This is a genomic window from Cognatishimia activa (assembly GCF_017798205.1).
GTDB lineage: Bacteria > Pseudomonadota > Alphaproteobacteria > Rhodobacterales > Rhodobacteraceae > Cognatishimia > Cognatishimia activa_A.
On the sequence record NZ_CP060010.1, the window covers coordinates 1,091,845 to 1,110,707 of the forward strand.

Annotated in this window: 16 protein-coding genes; 4 read left to right on the forward strand and 12 right to left on the reverse strand. The window is 57.0% G+C overall.

The window, feature by feature from the left end; all coding sequences use genetic code 11:
• Window positions 1–2: 2 nt before the first annotated feature.
• The 12 genes from HZ995_RS05290 to HZ995_RS05345 all read right to left on the reverse strand — a co-directional run bounded on the left by HZ995_RS05290 (window position 3) and on the right by HZ995_RS05345 (window position 13,872).
• Window positions 3–2,150 (reverse strand): 3-hydroxyacyl-CoA dehydrogenase NAD-binding domain-containing protein, encoded by a 2,148-nt coding sequence (locus HZ995_RS05290; protein ID WP_209357622.1) that lies wholly within the window; start codon window positions 2,148–2,150, stop codon window positions 3–5.
• A 9-nt stretch (window positions 2,151–2,159) separates the two neighbouring features.
• Window positions 2,160–3,368: an acetyl-CoA C-acetyltransferase gene (locus tag HZ995_RS05295; protein WP_209357623.1), complete on the reverse strand. Its 1,209-nt coding sequence runs from the start codon at window positions 3,366–3,368 to the stop codon at window positions 2,160–2,162.
• Window positions 3,369–3,465: 97 nt separating this feature from the next.
• Window positions 3,466–4,344, reverse strand: a complete 879-nt coding sequence (locus tag HZ995_RS05300; protein WP_209357624.1) for an SDR family NAD(P)-dependent oxidoreductase — start codon at window positions 4,342–4,344, stop codon at window positions 3,466–3,468.
• 17 nt (window positions 4,345–4,361) lie between these two features.
• Window positions 4,362–5,267 carry an alpha/beta hydrolase gene (locus tag HZ995_RS05305; protein WP_209357625.1) on the reverse strand — a complete coding sequence of 302 codons (906 nt, stop codon included), beginning with the start codon at window positions 5,265–5,267 and terminating at the stop codon, window positions 4,362–4,364.
• A gap of 1 nt (window position 5,268) precedes the next feature.
• A complete protein-coding gene (locus HZ995_RS05310) occupies window positions 5,269–6,735 on the reverse strand; it encodes a flavin-containing monooxygenase (RefSeq protein WP_209357626.1) in 1,467 nt (488 codons plus the stop codon).
• A gap of 93 nt (window positions 6,736–6,828) precedes the next feature.
• A complete protein-coding gene (speB, locus tag HZ995_RS05315; protein WP_209357627.1) occupies window positions 6,829–7,791 on the reverse strand; it encodes an agmatinase in 963 nt (320 codons plus the stop codon).
• Window positions 7,788–8,516, reverse strand: coding sequence for a type 1 glutamine amidotransferase (locus tag HZ995_RS05320; RefSeq protein WP_209357628.1), 729 nt, complete (start codon window positions 8,514–8,516; stop codon window positions 7,788–7,790). The genes speB and HZ995_RS05320 overlap by 4 nt, the downstream gene beginning before the upstream one ends.
• A gap of 10 nt (window positions 8,517–8,526) precedes the next feature.
• The gene (locus HZ995_RS05325) at window positions 8,527–9,873 is read right to left on the reverse strand and encodes a glutamine synthetase family protein (protein ID WP_209357629.1); all 1,347 of its coding nucleotides are present in this window, start codon (window positions 9,871–9,873) and stop codon (window positions 8,527–8,529) included.
• Window positions 9,874–9,882: 9 nt separating this feature from the next.
• The gene (locus tag HZ995_RS05330; RefSeq protein ID WP_209357630.1) at window positions 9,883–10,686 is read right to left on the reverse strand and encodes an ABC transporter permease; all 804 of its coding nucleotides are present in this window, start codon (window positions 10,684–10,686) and stop codon (window positions 9,883–9,885) included.
• Window positions 10,683–11,573 (reverse strand): ABC transporter permease subunit, encoded by an 891-nt coding sequence (locus HZ995_RS05335; RefSeq protein ID WP_209358165.1) that lies wholly within the window; start codon window positions 11,571–11,573, stop codon window positions 10,683–10,685. The genes HZ995_RS05330 and HZ995_RS05335 overlap by 4 nt, the downstream gene beginning before the upstream one ends.
• A 10-nt stretch (window positions 11,574–11,583) precedes the next feature.
• Complete coding sequence (locus tag HZ995_RS05340) at window positions 11,584–12,720, reverse strand: ABC transporter ATP-binding protein (RefSeq protein WP_209357631.1); 1,137 nt, start codon at window positions 12,718–12,720, stop codon at window positions 11,584–11,586.
• Between the two features lie 66 nt (window positions 12,721–12,786).
• Window positions 12,787–13,872 (reverse strand): polyamine ABC transporter substrate-binding protein, encoded by a 1,086-nt coding sequence (locus tag HZ995_RS05345; protein WP_209357632.1) that lies wholly within the window; start codon window positions 13,870–13,872, stop codon window positions 12,787–12,789.
• A 140-nt stretch (window positions 13,873–14,012) separates the two neighbouring features.
• On the opposite strand from HZ995_RS05345, the gene HZ995_RS05350 reads away from it, so the two are divergent.
• The 4 genes from HZ995_RS05350 (at window position 14,013) to HZ995_RS05365 (ending at window position 18,843) form a co-directional block, all read left to right on the forward strand.
• Entirely contained in the window at window positions 14,013–14,663 is a 651-nt protein-coding gene (locus tag HZ995_RS05350) for a GntR family transcriptional regulator (protein WP_209357633.1), read from the forward strand.
• 80 nt (window positions 14,664–14,743) lie between these two features.
• The gene (locus HZ995_RS05355) at window positions 14,744–16,126 is read left to right on the forward strand and encodes a glutamine synthetase family protein (RefSeq protein ID WP_209357634.1); all 1,383 of its coding nucleotides are present in this window, start codon (window positions 14,744–14,746) and stop codon (window positions 16,124–16,126) included.
• A gap of 11 nt (window positions 16,127–16,137) precedes the next feature.
• Window positions 16,138–17,532 (forward strand): aspartate aminotransferase family protein, encoded by a 1,395-nt coding sequence (locus HZ995_RS05360; protein WP_209357635.1) that lies wholly within the window; start codon window positions 16,138–16,140, stop codon window positions 17,530–17,532.
• A gap of 9 nt (window positions 17,533–17,541) precedes the next feature.
• The gene (locus HZ995_RS05365) at window positions 17,542–18,843 is read left to right on the forward strand and encodes an NAD(P)/FAD-dependent oxidoreductase (RefSeq protein WP_209358166.1); all 1,302 of its coding nucleotides are present in this window, start codon (window positions 17,542–17,544) and stop codon (window positions 18,841–18,843) included.
• Window positions 18,844–18,863 lie beyond the last annotated feature (20 nt).

Below are 18,863 nucleotides of genomic sequence, written 5' to 3' on the forward strand. Positions count from 1 at the left end.
GTTTAGGCTGCCTTCTGCTCTGCATCAAACATCTTGGCGATGGCGCCTTCTGGCACCACAAAACGCGCTCCGTATTTTTCTGCCAGTTCAGCGGCACGTGCCAGGAAGACGTCTTTTGTTTTGCCGTGAATGAACTGGAGCGCGCCGCCTGTGTGAGGTGGGAACCCGATGGCGAAAATCGAGCCGATATTGGCCTCGGTTTCCGTGTTCAAGACGCCTTCATCAAGGCATCTTAGGGTCTCGATCACCTGACGATAGATCAGACGATCCACCGCATCTTCAATCGAGACATCGCGGTCCTCGACCACAAACTGAGACAATTCAGGCCAGAGGGTTTTCGTGCCATCCGCGTGATAGTCATAGAATCCTGCGCTGTCCTTGCGACCGCGACGGCCCAGATCCACCATCGCGTGGCCGATATGACGGGTGGCCGCGTTGTCTTTGCCGAAGGCTGAATTCTCGCCCAGACGTTCGTCAAGTTCCTTATGGGTCTCCCAGGCCTTGCGCGTCAGTTCCATCGAGACCTCGTCATGCACGGCCAGTGGGCCTACAGGCATGCCCGCTTTCCAGCCCGCGCGTTCAATCGCAACGGGGGACACGCCGTCCTGCATCAGGGCCAGACCCTCGTCCAGATAGGTCGCGAAGACACGGCTGGTAAAGAAGCCACGACTGTCGTTCACAACGATGGGCATATACCCAATCTGCGCGACATAGTCATAAGCCTTGCGCAGCGTTTCCTGACTGGTCTTCTTGCCGCAAATGATCTCGACGATCTTCATTTTGTCGACCGGAGAGAAGAAATGCAGGCCGATAAAGCGGCTCGGATCCGGGCAGAATTCAGCCAGAACGCTGATCGGCAAGGACGAGGTATTGGAGCCATAGATCCCGTCATCCGCCAGCATCTCAAAACTTTCTTTGATCACCTTTTCCTTGAGGTTGATGTCCTCAAAGACCGCCTCAACGATAATATCCGCGCCTTTGTAGTCCGCGTCCTTATCGGTTGGCGTGATCAGATCCAACAACCCGTCTTTGCGCTCTTGCGTCATGCGTTTGCGCTTGATGCGTTTATCCGCCAGCGTGTTGGAATAGGCTTTGCCCTTCTCGGCATTCTCGACAGAGACATCCTTCAGAACGGTCTCAAGCCCCTTATAGGCCTGCGCCCAGGCGATACCCGCTCCCATCATGCCAGCGCCCAAAACGGCAGCATTCTTGAACTTGGTCGGCGCACCCTCTGGGCGGATCTTGCCGGATTTCACGGCCTGCATGCCAAAGAAGAACGTCTTAATCGCAGCCTTTGCCTCGGGTGAACGCAAGAGCGCCACCAAGCCACGGCTTTCGGCGCGCAGCGCGCTGTCAAAACCCATGCGCATCGAGTTTACCGCGATATCGACGATCTTTTCCGGTGCCGGCATCAGGCCACGCGTTTTGCCATAGAGCATCGTCGGAGCCATCGCCGCCGCCATGCGCACATTTGGCGCAGTCGCGTCGCCTCCCGGGTATTTAAAGCCCTTCTTGTCCCAAGGTTTGGTGCCCGCTTTCGGGTTCGCCTTGATCCAGTCTTTGGCCACCGGGATCAGCTGATCCTGCGCCTCAACGATGGCATCCACCATGCCCGCTTTCAGCGCCGCATCCGGACGCAACTGCTTGCCTTCGGCCAACAGCGGCAGTGCCGCCTCAAGGCCGAGCATTGCGACCATGCGGCACACGCCGCCCGCACCCGGCAGAACGCCAAGGGTCACTTCGGGCAGGCCAACAACCGCTTTGGGGTCTGCCACGACAATCCGGTGATCACAGGCCAGACAGATCTCATATCCTCCGCCCAGTGCCGCGCCATTGATGGCGGCCACGAAAGGCACCGGCAGTTTTTCCATCGCGCGAAACGGCGCTTTGTTGCGTTCGACATAGTCGTACATTTCCTGCGCGGTCTGGTTGGAATTCAGCATGAAATCCAGATCCCCTCCGGCGAAGAAGGTTTTCTTGGCAGAGGCCAGAACGACCCCCGCCAACCCTTCTTCGGCCTTCAGGCGCTCGATCATTTCTTCCATGGCATCAAGCCAGGCAAAGGTCATTGTGTTGGCGGATTTATCCTGCGCGTCAAAGGTGACCGTGACGATGCCGTCCGCATCTTTTTCGTAAGTATATTCAGACATTATCTCTCCTCAGACGCGTTCGATGATGCTGGCGATCCCCATGCCGCCACCCACGCACATACAGATTAACGCGCGCTTTGCATTGCGGCGCTCAAGCTCGTCGAGCATCGTGGAAACGAGGCAGGATCCGGTCGCGCCCAGAGGGTGCCCCATCGCAATCGCGCCGCCCACGACATTGAGTTTCTCGTCAGGAACTTTGAGATCATTCTGAAGACGCAGAACCACAGAAGCAAAGGCCTCGTTGATCTCGACCAGATCGATGTCTTCTGGGGTTAGACCGGCTTTTGCCAAAGCTTTATGCGCGGCCGGACCCGGACCGGTCAGCATGATGGTCGGCTCTGTCGCTGTCACTGCAACGGACACAATACGCCCCCGTGGGGTCAAGCCCAGATCCTTGCCAACCTTCTCATTGCCCACCAGCACCATCGCCGCGCCATCCACGATACCAGAGCTGTTGCCGGGCGTATGAACGTGGTTGATCTTTTCAACGTCGGCATATTTGGCCAAGGCCACGGCGTCATATCCAAAAGCGCCCATCTGCTCAAAACTTGGACGCAGCCCGCCAAGGATCTGCATATCGGTGTTTGGCTTAATGAAGTCGTCACGCTCCAGAATGACCAGACCGTTTTCGTCCTTTACCGGCACAACAGAGCGATCAAAATACCCTGCCTCCTGCGCGGCAGCCGCCTTCTTTTGGCTGTTCATCGCCAGTTCGTCCACGTCATCGCGGCTGTAGCCGTCCACGGTCGCGATCAGATCAGCGCCGATGCCTTGCGGCACGAAGTTCGTCGCGAAGACGGTCTCTGGATCCTCGGAAAATGGCCCGCCGTCCGAGCCCATTGGCACGCGGCTCATGCTTTCATAGCCACCCGCGATAATCAGGTCTTCCCAACCAGACGCCACCCGTGCGGCCGCCGTGTTGAACGTATCCAACCCGGATGCACAAAAGCGGTTCACCTGAGCGCCGGGCACGCTTTCATCCCAACCGGCTTTTTGCAGAGCCACCTTTGGCAGAACCGCGCCCTGCTCTTTCACTGGGCTCACGCAGCCCAGCACCATGTCATCGACGCGCGACGTATCCAGATCCAGACGGTTTTGCATTTCGTCCAGCAGTGTCGTGACCAAATTGATCGGTTTGACTTCGTTCAAGGATCCATCCGCTTTCCCCTTGGATCGCGGAGTCCGGATGGCCTCATAGATAAATGCAGCGTCTGTCATACCTGCGCCTCGCTTGCTTCTTGACTGTTCGCGGGACCAAGCCCGCGAATCTAAACATGGTCAAAACGCTACACTACTGTCCAATTTCGAACAAATTCTATTTTTGAGTTTGCCTAGGTGACGTCCCGTCGCTTTTGTCGGAAAACGGCAGGCCATAGTGACTTTTGATGAACTTCGGCAGCCCCATCACATAGCGACCCAGAAACTCGTCGGACTGCGCATAGAGTCCCCGCAGCGCGTAGGTCAGCCTGATCACACCGGGCGTGTAGCTGCGAGCTTTGCGTTTTTCGATGTCGTTCAAAACCCGCTCGGCCGCCTGCTGCGGCGTGAGGTAGGGCGTCAGACCCAAAAGCGGGCGCGGCATCCATTTTGACAGGGCGGCGACTCCGGGGTGCGCGGTCACGCGCTCTCCCATTTCCGAGGCGATAAACCCGAAATAAGCGGCCCCTGCAGTGGCCTCGGTCGCTAGAAGCTCCAGGCGCATGACGCGCATCATCATGTCGACCGCCGCCTTAGACGTGGAATAGGCCGCGCCAAAGGGAAAGGGGATAATCCCGGCGATCGATGACACCGCAAACAGATGCCCCCCGCTTTGGATGATCGGCGCCAGACAGGGCTGCAGAGTCCGGTAAACTCCAAGCACATTCACATTGATAACGGACTCGAAATCCTTCGGGTCTTGCGCCCAAATCGGATCGATCTTTTCGATCCCAGCGTTCGCGATGGCGACATCCAGCCGCCCATGGTCTGCCAGAACCTGCGCCACGATCTCGCGCATACGCTCCGCGTCACAGACATCGGCCACAGCCTTGGTCAGAGACGATCCGCTCAGGCTTTCAAGCGCCTCTGCGTCCCGCTCCACAGCAATGACATGCGCACCACGCCGCAAAGCTTCTTCGCTGAGGGCCCGTCCGATCCCGGCCCCCGCGCCGGTGATCAGAACCACTGCGTTCTCAAAGTCTATGCGTTTTGGCATTTGTCCTCCGTGGGCCGTCACACGTGACGTTTTGCAAAGTCGCCGATCTGGCGAATTGTCTGATCCGCCGGTGCGAATTTTCCGTGATAGAAGGTCCAGACATGCGGCAGGTTCTCTTCTTCGTGGAAGTCTACCTCTCCGCCTGCATCACACAGCATATCCCGCAAGGCATAGCTGTCGCTGGCAAGCAGCTCGTCCTTCGCGACGACCAAAAAGCTGGGTGGTGGTGCATCAAACGTCCCAAAGATCGGCGAAAGATCAGAGTTTTTCGGATCATGATCGCCAACATAGGCATTGCGCCCGCGTGTGATCCACCCAATCGGCAACATGATATCACTCGCGATGTTCTCGCTGAAAGACGCCCCTGACATCGACAGATCTCCCCACGGAGAAATCGCGACGCAGGCCAAGGGTTTGGCAAGGCCGAGCCTCTGCAGGCGCTGCAACAGCGTAAAGACCAACCCACCGCCAGCGCTGTCACCCATTAGGATGATGTCTTCGCCTGCATAGCCTCGTTCCAGCAACCCTTCGTAGGCGTATTGAGCATCATCAATTGCTGCGGGATAGGGGTGCTCTGGCGCCAGGCGATAGTCCACCATCGCGGCGCGCTGTCCAACCTCTCCGGCGATCCGAGCCACCATTGCGCCATGGCTGATCTCATCGCCAAGCGTAAAGCCTCCGCCATGCAAATAGAGGATCACCTTCTTGGCCGATGCGGCCTGCATGCTGCACCATAGGATGTCTACCGATCCGGAACCGGACACCAAGCGATCCGGCGCGAAACTCATGTCGCGCGAAGCTGGGAACATAGTCTTGGCATAGAGCCCTGCCGTCCAGCGCAGCTTTCGTTGATCGCGTAGAAAGGCCATCAGGGGCTTGGTGCCATAGCGCAGATGCGCGTTAACGAACCTTCGCGACAACATCCTAAGCCACCTTGCCCTTCGGTGCCGAGGCCACCAGTTCAGACGGATCCGGCCTTTCCGTGATCCGCAGGAACTCGTCCCAGTCATAGGGGAAGATCGTGGGCTGCCCAGAGGCATCCAGATACCAGCTTTGACAGCCACCAACCCAGACCGTGTCCTTCACGCCGGCGGATATGTAATTGGCAAACTCCTCAACCGCTTTTGACGTCGGCTCGATCGCATCGGTTTCCCCATTGCGCCACATATCGATCAACTGCATCACATAGCCCATCTGGCGTTCCGCAATCCCAATGATCGTGTTGTTGCCAATTGGCGTACCTGGCCCCAGCATCAGGACGAAATTCGGGAAATGTTCCAACAAGACGCCACGGTGCGTGCGATACTGCCCCGCGCCCCAACTGTCTTCGATACGATGTCCGCCTCGGCCCACGAGGTTCATCGGACGCATGTAGTTGAAGTTGTGAAACCCCGTGGAATAGATCAGCACATCCAATTCGTGCAACGTGCCGTCCTTGGTGCGGATGCCGCCGCTTTCGATCTTATCAATGCCCTCAGTGATCAGATGCGCGTTGGGTTTTTGAATGGCCCCATAGAAACTCGTATTGATCACAAGCCTTTTGCAGCCCACCTCGTAATCCGGCCTTAGCTTGGCCCGAAGGTCTTTGTCCCGTATGCGCCAAAGGTGGCCCTTGCAGAGAACATTCATCACCTGATTGGGCAGCCATTTTCCGACCGTCGCATTGATGAACACATTCTGAACCAGCCACCTATAGGCGGCTTTCCAACCCTGCATCCGCTCGGGCTTGCGCTGCCAGCGTCGGCGCAGCCATTCTGGAAAACGAATGTTAGGAACAGGCGCGACCCATTGCGGCGTGCGCTGAAAGATCGAGACCTCGTTGCCGCCTTTGATCAGCTCTGGGATCACCTGATGCGCGGTGGACCCGGTGCCGATCACGCCAATCCGCTTGCCTGTCAGGTCAACATCATGCCGCCACTGTGCCGTGTGCCAGTGCTCTCCCGCAAAGTCGTCCTTGCCGTCAATCTCGGGCCACTTGGGATGGTGCAAAATCCCCGTCGCCGAGATCACAAAATCCACCGCAAACGCGTCACCCTTACTGGTTTCGACGTGCCATTTGCCGTCATCCCCATAGACACAGGACGTCACCGCCTCGCCAAAACGCGCGTTGTCCGTGACGCCATATTTGCGGCCTACATGTTCCATGTATTCCTGAAGCTCGCCGCCAAACGCGAGGTGGTGCGTCCAGACATAGGGCTCGAAGGAATAGCAATAATGCGGCGCGGGAATATCACAGGCGATCCCGGGGTATGTGTTCTCACGCCATGTTCCCCCGACCTTGTCGGCTTTTTCGATAAACGTGAGATCTGTGATCCCCGCTTCGCGCAGCTTGATATAGACAAGCATGCCCGTCGCACCGGCACCAATGATCAAGACAGAGGGTTGACGCATCGCCTCTTTGCTCCGAAGAAATACATTAATGAACAAAACACTACACTACTGTAGTATCTGTCAATGGTTTTCCGGACCAAAAGGCGAATGCCCCTACGTCGCTGCGCCTTGGCGTTCCTGACCACGCGCCACCAAACAAAGCCAATCATGCGCAATCGTCGCCGCAGCAATCGCAGTGATTTCGGCATGATCATAAGCCGGCGCGACCTCGACCACATCCATGCCAACCAAATTCAGCCCTTCCAGACCACGCATCAACTCTAGCGCCTGCCATGATGCCAGACCACCCGCGACAGGCGTCCCCGTCCCGGGGGCAAAGGCCGGGTCCAGACAATCGATGTCAAAGGAAATATAGACCGGCCGATCTCCGGCTCGAGACCTCAGAACCTCAAGCGCTGCATCGACACCGTTTCTGTGGACCCAAGGCGCGGTTAACTTCTCGATACCAACATCCGCGTCATTGTGGGTACGTATCCCAACCTGCGTCGAGGAAGCCACATCCACGATCCCTTCGCTGACCCCACGCGCGAACATCGTGCCGTGGTCGAGGCGCGAGCCGTCGTCCTCCCAAGTGTCGCAATGCGCGTCGAATTGGATCAATGTCAAAGGACCATGGTGTTTGGCGTGCGCCTTCAGCAACGGGTAGGATACAAAATGGTCGCCCCCAAGGCTTAACAACTTGGTGCCCTGTGCCAGGATCTGATCGGCATGCGCCTCAATAGCCTCTGCGATCGAACCCGGATGATGCGGGTCCAAAGCACAATCTCCGTAGTCGACGACCGACAGCATATCAAAGGGATCAAATCCAAAGGGAAACGCCTTGAGTTCGGCCAATTGCACAGAGGCCGCGCGAATGGCGCGCGGGCCAAGGCGGCAGCCGGGCCGATAGGTGACCGCGCAATCATAGGGGATGCCCGTGACGGCAACATCCACATCTGAAAGGTCTCGGGAATAACGGCGGCGCAGAAAACTGGTGACGCCACCATAGGTCATCTCGTGCCAGCGCCCCATATTGCTGTCTGAACGGAATGCGAAATCGCCGTCTTGTTCGCTCATGACGCAGCCCTCGTTTCCTTGTCCAGCAAGAGGGATTTCAGCACCCTCACCAAATCCGCCGCCGTGTCTGCGCGGTCATAGGACGCCTCGGCAGCTTCGGCCTCGGCCTGCGAGAACACCTGACCCGCGCGCAGCTTCGCAAGATCGCGCAAGTAGGGTTCTCGGAACTCCGGATGGCCCTGCACCGTCAGTGCAAAGCCCGGATAGTACAAAGCCGCATTCTCGCAAAACTCGGAACGCGCCACCCGCTGCGCGCCTTGCGGAATGTCCACGACCTGATCCTGGTGAAACGCAGAGAGTGTCATGATTGACTGATCCGAGGTATCCTCAAGCGGCCCTTCAGAGCGATAGTCATGCAACCCAAGCCCCCAGCCCTTGTCAGATTTCCGAACCTCGCCCCCCAAGGCCTGCGCGATAATCTGATGCCCGAAACAGATGCCAAACATTGGCCTGCCTGCGTCTCGGCAAGCCCGAATGAAATCCTCTAGAGGCGCAATCCAAGGATGGTCCTCATAGGCTCCGAACTTTGATCCCGTAATGACCCAAAGATCGTGATCCATGGGCGAGGATGGGATCTGCCCATCCAGAACCGCATAGTCCGAAAACTCTGCGCCCAACTCGGCCAGCCAAGCGGCGACCATAGCGGGATAGTTCGAATAACGGCCCGCCAATTCTTCAGGGGGCCGCCCCGTTTCCAGAACTCCGATAGACAGGCGCTTTGTCATGGTCACACCCTCACAGTCTCGACAAATAGGCGCTGTATTCCACAGGCGAGATCACCGTGGTCAGCTCAGCGATCTCTTCGCGGCGCACGATGGCATAAAGATCCCGGAACGCCTGCCCAAAGACATCTGCCGCAACCTCAGACTGTGCAAACCGCTCGACGGCCGTGGACCAGTCATGGGTCAGCAGTGGTTGCGGTTTCGCATCTGGGTGGTCAATCTGAAGCTGAAGATCGGGCTGGTGTTCAAGCCCGTAGAGGATGCCGCCCAGAATCGCTGCCAAAGCGAGGTAGGGGTTCACATCGGCACCGGAAATCCGATGTTCCAACCGCGCCGCTTTGCCAGATGTTTCCGGAAGTCGGATTGCAGCCGCGCGGTGATCAAAGCCCCATTCAGGCGCCGAGGGCGCGAAGCTCTTTGGCTGGAAGCGACGGTAAGAATTCAGATGCGGTGCAAAGATGGCCTGCAGGTCGCGCATGGTGGCCAAGGTTCCGGCAATCGCATGACGCATCGGGTCTGACAGGTCACCGGAGGCCTCCGCCGCCAGCACATTTGTGCCCTCCTCATCGACCAAAGACACATGTGCATGCATGCCATTTCCGGGGTGTTGCGCATAGGGTTTCGCCATAAAGGTCGCCTCATAGCCGTGTTTTGACGCGACTATTCGGACCAACCGCCGGAACAACAACGCTGTATCCGCAGCGGCCAAGACATCACCCGTGTGGTGGAAATTGATTTCAAACTGCCCGGGCCCGTATTCCGCAATCAATGTGTCTGTGGGCAAGCCTTGCTGTTTCGCGGCCTCTTTGATCTCTTCGAGCATAGCCGAATGACGCCCCAGAACCTCAAGATCGTAGTTCTGAGCTTCGGGCAAACGGTCTGGCGGCTCTGGCGCGTCTGACGCTGCGCCACGCGCTTTCACGATGTAAAATTCCAATTCTGTTGCAACGACAGGCTTCAAACCGCGCGCGGCGAAACGATCTCCAACTTTGCGCAAAAGCTCTCTAGTCGAGGACTCCCCGATCTCGCCCGTGGCATCCTTCATTTCAACCAATACCTGCGCCACATTGCCGTCGGCCCATGGCACGGGTGCCAATGTGCTCGCAACGGGCGTCAGTACCCCATCCGGGTCTCCGACAACGATCCCCTGCCCTGTTGCTTCGACTTCCCAACCAAGGATGCAAGGCGTGTAGGTCGAAATCGGCAACCGCGCGGCCCCAGAGGTCAGCTTGCCGATATCCTCGCCGGGCAACCACTTGCCGCGCAAAATCGCGTTGATGTCGCAGAGCATCAGCTCGACGCGATCAGGCTTGCCGTGTTGGGCGCAGTAGTCCTGCCAGATCTTTTCAAAGTCGCTCACGGGTACCCTCTATGTTTTGCTGTCGAGATCACGCTGCAGGGCGGCGCGTTTGGAAATAAGAGATGCGGAGATCACGCCTGTCGCCACGATGGCGATCAGGATCGTAGAAAGCGCGTTAATTTCAGGACTGACGCCCAGGCGGATCGACGACCAAATCTTAATCGGAAGCGTCGTTGCCGACGGGCCGGAAGTAAAGCTCGCGATCACCAGATCGTCGAGCGATAGGGTGAAGGCCAATAGCCAGCCCGAGATCACTGCAGGTGCGATGACCGGTAGGGTCACAAGCCGAAAGGCTTCAAACGGGGTGCAGCCTAGGTCCAGCGCGGCTTCTTCGAGCGATTGATCAAAGCTTGCCAAACGCGCCGAAACCACGACCGAGACAAAGCACATAGAAAACGTCGTGTGCGCCAGAACAATCGTCAGAACACCGCGATCCAGCCCGAGCGAGATAAACAGCAACAGCAGCGACAGGCCGGTAATGACTTCGGGCATTACCAGCGGTGCATAGATCATGCCGGAGAAGATCGTTCTCCCCGGAAAACGCCCTGCCCTGACAAGCACATAGGCGGCCATTGTGCCCAGAACCGTCGCCAATAAAGACGAGAAAATCGCCACGCGTAGGGTCACATAGGCCGCATCCAGAAAGGCCTCGTTGCGGAAAAGCTCACCGTACCATTTGGTCGAGAACCCGGCCCAGACGGTGACCAGTTTTGACTCGTTGAAGCTATAGATCACAAGGATCAGCATCGGCAGATAAAGAAACGCAAAACCAATCGTCAGAGAGGTCGCGTTGAACCAGCTAAACCGCCTCATTGCTCTGCCTCCCTCTGTTTCTGCTCATTGCGTTGGAAGAGAACGATTGGGATGATCAGCACCAACAAAAGGATGATCGCGACGGCGGAGGCCACGGGCCAATCGCGGTTCGAGAAGAACTCTTCCCACAGGACTTTGCCGATCATCAGTGTTTTCGATCCGCCCAAGAGCGCGGGGATCACGAATTCGCCGATCACGGGGATGAACACGAGGAAACAGCCCGCGATCACGCCGTTTTTCGACAGTGGCACGGTCACCAGCCAAAAGGCTGAGATGCGCGAGCAGCCGAGGTCTTCGGCGGCTTCAATGAGGCTTTCGTCCAACCGCTCAAGCGTCGCGTAGATCGGCAGGATCATGAAGGGTAGATAGGTATAGACGATGCCAATGTAGACCGCCGTTGAAGTGTTCAAAATCACCAGCGGATCGCCGATGATGCCGATACCCATCAGGAATTGGTTCAGATAGCCCTCGGTGCTAAGAATGCCGACCCAGGCGTAAACGCGGATCAGAAAGCTCGTCCAAAACGGCAGGATCACCAGCATCATCAAAGTCGGCCGCCAGTCCTCGCGCGCTTTGGCCATGCCGTAGGCCATCGGGAATCCGATCAGAAGGGCCAAAAGGGTCGAGATCGCTGCGATCTTGAGGCTTGAGAGGTAGGCCTTCCAATAGAGGTCGTCGGTGGTGAGGAACTCGAAATTCTCTAGATCCAATTCGCTGAGGAAATCCCGAAATGCCTGCCAGCCACCGGAAATATCCAGCGTCGGCGTATAGGGCGGGATCGCCAGCGCGATGTCTGACAGCGAGATCTTGAGTACGATCCCAAAGGGGATCAAGAACAAGGCCAAAAGCCAGAAGTACGGGATCCCAATCAGGGTGAGGCGGCGCAGCTTCATGATGTCAGACCGCCAAAACGATGCCGGCGGTGTCCGTCCAGCTTAGCCAGACTGGATCTTCCCAGGTGAAGTTGCGGCGCGCGATGCGGCGTGTGTTGGCAATCTGGGCTTTGATGACCGTGCCGTTGTCCAGTTGCACGTGATAGGTCGAGATATTGCCGAGATAAGCGATATCAAGCACCTTGCCTTGCAGCACATTCGTCCGATCCGTCGGCTTTTCCGAGCTGATCGCGATCTTTTCAGGCCGGATCGCCATGGCGGCAGAGGCCCCTTTGGAGATCGGCTGATTTGCGGAACCAACCAAGGCAGGCTGCCCTTCGGCCCATGTCAGTGAGACGCCATCGTCATTTACCTCGGCTGTGCCTTCGATGATGTTCACATCGCCAATAAAATCAGCCACATAGATAGAGTTCGGCGTCTCGTAGATCACGTCGGGCGTGTCGACTTGCACCAATTTTCCGTGGTCCATCACCGCCACGCGGCTGGCCACGGTCATCGCCTCTTCCTGATCGTGGGTCACGATCACAAAAGTGGTGCCGGTGCTTTCCTGAATGTCCATCAGTTCAAACTGTGTATCCTGACGCAATTTCGCATCCAACGCCCCAAGCGGTTCGTCCAACAGCAAGAGTTTCGGTGCTTTGGCCAAAGAGCGCGCCAAGGCCACACGTTGACGCTGACCGCCGGAAACCTGATGCGGCTTGCGACGCGCGAATTTTTCCATTTTGGTGAGGCGCAGCATCTCTTCGACACGCGCTTCCATCTGGTCCTTGGGCATTTTCTCGCGGCGCAGACCGAAGGCGATATTGTCCCAGATGTTCAGATGCGGGAACAGCGCGTAGGACTGAAACATCATATTCACTTCGCGCTTGTTCGGCGGGATCGCCGCGATGTCTTGTCCCGCCAGTTCGATCACGCCTGACGTCGGTGTTTCAAAGCCCGCCAGCATGCGCATCAACGTGGTCTTACCGCAGCCAGACGGCCCTAACAGCGCAAAGAATTCACGGGCGTAGATGTCGAGGTTCAGGTCACTAATCGCGACGAACTCGCCAAATTTCTTGGTGACATTCTTAAAAGTAATAAGTGGCTTTTCGCTCGCGTCGTTCCACGGCGCAAATGCTTTGCCAGACGTGTCTTGGTTCATGCCCGCCCCCAATAAGTGACGACCGCCCTACGCGTGGCGCAAGGCGATCGACGTGGTCTTCAATGATCAGGTGCCAGACTTGATCTTGGTCCAAAGACGCGTCACGACACGCTGGACTTTGGCCGGATAAGGCGTGGTGATGAACAGTTTTTCCAAAGTCGCAGCATCTGGATAAACCGCTGGATACTCTAGGATTTCCTGGTCAATGAACTCTTGTGCCGCAAGGTTGCCGCTTGCGTACCAAACATAGTTGGTGGCCGCCGCAGCGTTTTGCGCGTTCAGGATAAAGTTGATGAACTTATGCGCCGCTTCTGGGTTTGGTGCATCGGTTGGGATCGCCATCTGGTCAAACCACATCTGAGCCCCCTGCGTGGGGATCGAATAATCGATCTCGTGGCCGTTTTCGGCCTCGGCGGCACGGAACTGCGCGAGGAAAACATCGCCGGACCAACCGACCGCAACGCAGATATCGCCGTTCGCCAGCGCGTTGATATATTCAGAGCTGTGGAACTTTTGAATATAGGGGCGCACGGCGTCGTAGACGGCCTCTGCCTTGGCAATCACTTCTGGATCATGGCTGTCAGGATCCTCGCCGATGTAGTTCAGCGCAGCCGGGATCATCTCTGTAGGTGCATCCAGGAAATGCACGCCACATTCGGCCAGCTTCTCCATATTGGCCGGATCAAACACCAGATCCCAACTATCAAGCGGTGCGTCTTCGCCAAGAACCTCGGTGACCTTGCCGATGTTATAGCCGATGCCCGTCGTGCCCCACATGTAGTTCACAGAATATGCGCCACTTGGGTCATATTGATCGGTGCGCTCTTGAATGACGTTCCAGAGGTTACCGTGGTTGGGCAATTGGCCAACGTCCAGCTTTTGGAAGGCCCCCGCCGCGATCTGGCGTTGCAGGAAGGTCGCCGACGGCACCACCACGTCATAGCCAGAGCCACCCGCCAGAAGCTTGGTTTCCAAAACTTCGTTGCTGTCAAAAACGTCATAGATCAGCTTGATGCCGGTCTCGGTCTCGAACTTTTCCAGCAGACTTTCGTCGATATAGTCGGACCAGTTGTAAACGCGTACTTCCTCGGCGGACAGCGAAGATGCAGCACAAAGCGCAGCCGCTGACACAAGGGTCAGGTGTTTCTTCATTTTGGTAGCTCCCGGTTGTCAGTTTTATTTTGATTGGTGTAATTTTGATCAAAAGATACGATTCGGCGCAAGCGTTTCGACATCCTTGCCCCGCATCACCCCGCAGACCGGCGAAAAATTTCGCCTTAAGGATAAGCAAATTGAACGCCGAGCCCAAAAAGATCACCGAACATGAGGCCATCTATCGCCGCATCAGCGACGCGATCTTGTTTGGCGAATTGGTGCCGGGACAGGCCGTCACGCTACATGGTTTGGCCGAGATGATCGGCAGCGGCGTTATGCCCGTGCGCGACACCGTGCGGCGCTTGACATCTGCGGGCGCGCTGCGTCGTTTGGGCAATCGGCGGATCGAAGTGCCTCGATTGAATGCCTCGGAACTTGAAGAGTTGAGCTTTGCGCGTTGTTCCATTGAACCCAAGCTGGTTGAAATGGCCGTTGAAAATAAAGCGAAATCCCTTGCGAAATCGCTTAAGGACATCGATTTAGAGCTGGATCAGGCCATCACGGATGGTCAAGTCGAGGGCTATCTGCTGCATAACTTTCGGTTTCACTTTCATCTCTACGAAAACGCGAACTCCAGCATTTTGCTGAGCATGGTCGAGGCGCTATGGCTGCGCACAGGCCCCTCTCTGCGGGTTGTGTGCGGGCGGTACGGCACAGCGAACCTGCCCGACATGCACGATGAGACCATTTCAGCGATCCGTGACGGAGACGCTGGGCGCGCCGCTCAGGCGATCCGCACAGATATTTTGCAGGGAATGGGTCAGATCAAGAAATCTTTGCAGGAATGAATGCCCGCGCGGATTGACGCAAAATCAATTCCTTCATAATTTGATCAAAATATTCGAAACACAAGATCCACAGGTGACTCGTGTCGTTAGAAAATGAAAAGTCTTGGCTCGGGGATTTGCCCAAGGCCTTTGGAACCTATCTGGGCGGGCGACGTCTGGACGAGGTGGAATGTATTGTGCCGGACCTCGCAGGCATGTCGCGCGGCAAAACCATGCCCGCGCATAAATTCGATCCCGATCAAGCGCTCTTTTTGCCGGTTTCGCTGTTCTATCAAACCATTTCCGGTGAATGGGTCGATATGGAGATCCAGAACCAATGGCTTGAAAGCGATATCGTTCTGCGCCCCGATCTGTCGACCGCCTGCGCCGTACCCTGGGCGGACGATGCCTCGGTTCAGATCATCCATGATCTTGAAACCCGCGACGGAGAGCCTCTGGGCATTGCACCGCGCAACGTGCTGAAACGCGTTCTGTCGTTCTATAAGGAAAAGGGCTGGCAACCCATCGTCGCGCCGGAACTCGAGTTCTACCTGACCAAACCCAACGACGACCCCAATGCCGAAATCGAGCCACCAATTGGCCGGACAGGTCGACGTGGATCCAGCCGTCAGGCCTATTCCATGGTCGCTGTGGACGAATTCGGGGAGGTGATCGACACAATCTATGATTTCGCCGAAGCCCAAGGGCTGACGATTGACTCTGTCATCCAGGAAAGCGGCGCGGGGCAGATCGAGATCAACCTCAACCACGGCGATCCGCTGCAACTGGCCGATGAGGTGTTTTACTTCAAACGCAGCATCCGTGAGGCGGCACTTAAGAACGGCGTCTTTGCCACCTTTATGGCGAAACCGATCCGCGATGAGCCGGGCTCGGCCATGCATCTGCATCAATCCGTTGTAGATATCAAAACCGGCCAGAACATCTTTTCCGATGCCTCGGGCGCACCCACGCAGGCCTTTCACGATTTCATCGGCGGAAGCCAGAAATACCTGATGGAGGCTGTGCCCTTCCTAGCGCCATACGTGAATTCCTACCGCCGCATTTCCATCGAAGGCTACGCGGCCCCGGCGAACCTGGAATGGGCCAGCGACAATCGCACCACCGGTCTGCGTATTCCAATTTCCGGCCCCGAGGCGCGTCGCGTCGAAAACCGCGTCATCGGCTCGGACACCAACCCATATCTGTCGATCGCAGCCTCCTTGGCCGCGGGTTATCTGGGCATGGTGAACGGCGAAAAAGCGCGCCCCGAAGTCACGACCAATGCCTACGGACATCCGGGATCCGATCAGCTTCCATTCTCACTTCGCGCAGCAATGGAAAGAATGGAAGAGGCCGAGTCGATGCCAGATATGCTTGGTAAAGAATTTTGGCAGCTCTTCTCTGATATCAAAAATGCAGAGCTCGAAGAGCACCAACGCGAAATCAGCCCATGGGAACGTCAGCACCTGCTGCTCAATGTGTAAAGGTCAATGAAATGAATATGATCACCAATCATTTGCCGACGGCGGAACTTCAGGCGCTGGATGCGGCGCACCATATGCATCCCTTCACGGACTCAAATGCGCTGGCCGCGAAAGGCGCGCGGGTGATTACAGGGGCGCAGGGCGTACATCTGCGCGACAGCGACGGGCAAGAAATCATGGACTGTATGGCCGGTCTGTGGTGCGTCAATATCGGCTATGGGCGGGACTCTATCGCCGAGGTCGCGCGGCGGCAGCTTTTGGAACTGCCTTACTATAACACCTTCTTTCAGACGACCCATGTGCCCGCGATTGCATTGGCCGAAAAGGTCACCTCGCTCGCGCCGGACCACATGAACCATGTGTTTTTCGCGGCCGGAGGATCGGACGCGAACGACACGAATATCCGTCTGGTGCGCCACTATTGGGCACTGAAGGGCAAGCCCGAAAAGCAGGTTATCATCAGCCGCAAAAACGCCTATCACGGCTCGACCGTGGGTGCGGCGTCTCTGGGCGGCATGCAGGCGATGCACGGGCAAGGCACATTGCCGATCCCGGGGATAGTGCACATCAACCAGCCGCATTGGTATCTTGAGGGCGGCGACATGACGCCCGAGGAATTCGGCCTGCAGCGCGCGCGCGAACTCGAAGAAAAGATCGCGGAACTCGGCGAAGACAATGTCGCCGCCTTCATCGCGGAGCCGATCCAAGGCGCGGGCGGCGTTATCATTCCGCCGTCGACCTATTGGCCAGAGATCCAGCGGATCTGTGACGCCCATGAGATCCTTTTGATCGCGGACGAAGTCATCTGTGGCTTTGGGCGCACTGGCAACATGTGGGGTTCTGACACGTTCTCCATTCGCCCCGATATCATGACCATCGCCAAGGGTCTGTCCTCTGGTTATGCGCCGATTGGCGGCTCGATCCTGTCCGATGAGGTTTTCGACGTCATGGCCACGGACGAGTTTTACCACGGCTACACCTACTCAGGGCATCCGATGTCCTGCGCCGTCGCGCTGGAAAACCTGCGGATCCTTGAAGAGGAAAACCTGATTGGCAACGTGCGCGATGTAACGGCCCCCTATCTCGCAGAGAAATGGGCCGGGCTGGGCGAGCATCCATTGGTGGGCGAAGCGCGCATTTGCGGTTTGGTCGGCGCGCTGCAACTGACGCCAGACAAAGCTTCTCGCGCAGCTTTTGCGGAGGGCCCCGGCAATGTGGGCGTGATTGCACGCGACCTCTGTTTTGAAGACAACTTCATCATGCGCCATGTGGGCGATCAGTTGATCATTTCTCCGCCCCTAATTTTCAGCAAAGAAAATATCGACACACTGGCTGAAAAGGCTTGGAAGGTGCTGGACAAAACCATGGCCAGTGCGACTGAAAAAGGCCTGATGAAAGCGGCATAGATGGGGCGGTTGGACCTGCTGACAGCCAACGATGGGATTGGGGAATACCCCCAATCCTATTATGCGGTCGTCAATCCAAAACTGGATCCTTTCCCCAAAGCCTTGGGCGAAATCTCTTGCGATGTCTGTGTCGTGGGCGGAGGCTTTACCGGTCTCTCCTCAGCGATCCATCTGGCCGAGAAAGGCTATGACGTGGTTTTGCTCGAGGCCCAGCGCGTCGGCTTTGGCGCGTCAGGGCGCAACGGGGGACAAGTCGGCTCGGGTCAAAGGCAGGATCAGGATTTTCTGGAAGAGCGACTGGGCAAGGACGCGGCACGCACCCTCTGGGACATGGCCGTGGATGCCGTTCAAATGGTACGCGGCTTTTGCGCCGAAGAGATCATCGATTGCCCGTTCCACGAAGGCGTCATCCACGCCGCACATCGCAAACGCTTTGTGGCCGAGGATCATAGTTACGCAGAAAAACTGCGCCGTGAATATGACTACGATCTGATTGAGGACCTGTCACAGACCGAGATCCGCGACCTGCTGGCCAGCCCTTTGTATTTCGGAGGCACGCTTGATCTTGGCAGCGGGCACATTGATCCCCTTCGCTATGCTCTGGGCTTGGCGCGCAAGGCGGCCTCACTGGGTGTCAGGATTTTTGAAGAGAGCCGCGTGCAATCTTTGGAAACAACCGAGCCTAACGTGATCAAAACCGAAGGCGCGACGGTCACGGCAAAATTCCTGGTCTTGGCCTGCAACGGCTACCTTGGAAGCCTGCGCAAAGACGTTGCCGCAAGGGTCATGCCGATCAACAATTTCATAGTCGCGACAGAACCTCTTGGACCGGAACGCCAAGAAGACTTGATCCGCAACAACAGAGCCGTTGCGGACAGTAAATTCGTCATCAACTACTTCCGGTTTTCCGATGATCATCGTCTGCTTTTTGGCGGCACCGAAAGCTATGGCTACCGCTTCCCAAAGGACATCGCGGGATCCGTGCGCAAGCCGATGGAGCAGGTCTTTCCCCAGCTTTCTGGCACGCGCATCGACTATGCTTGGGGTGGAACCTTGGGGATCACCCTAAATAGAATGCCGCATTTCGCGCGGCTTTCAGATACGGCGATTTCGCTCTCGGGCTTTTCAGGTCACGGGGTCGCTATGGCTACCATGAGCGGGAAAATCGCGGCCGACACAATAGCGGGGCAAGCCGAGAAATTCGACGCCATCTCTATGCTGCCCAGCACGCCGTTTCCTGGGGGTACGATGTTCCGATGGCCGCTTTTGGTCATGGCGATGGTGTATTATTCGCTGCGGGATCGGCTTTGAGCACACCAGATCTCGGGTTT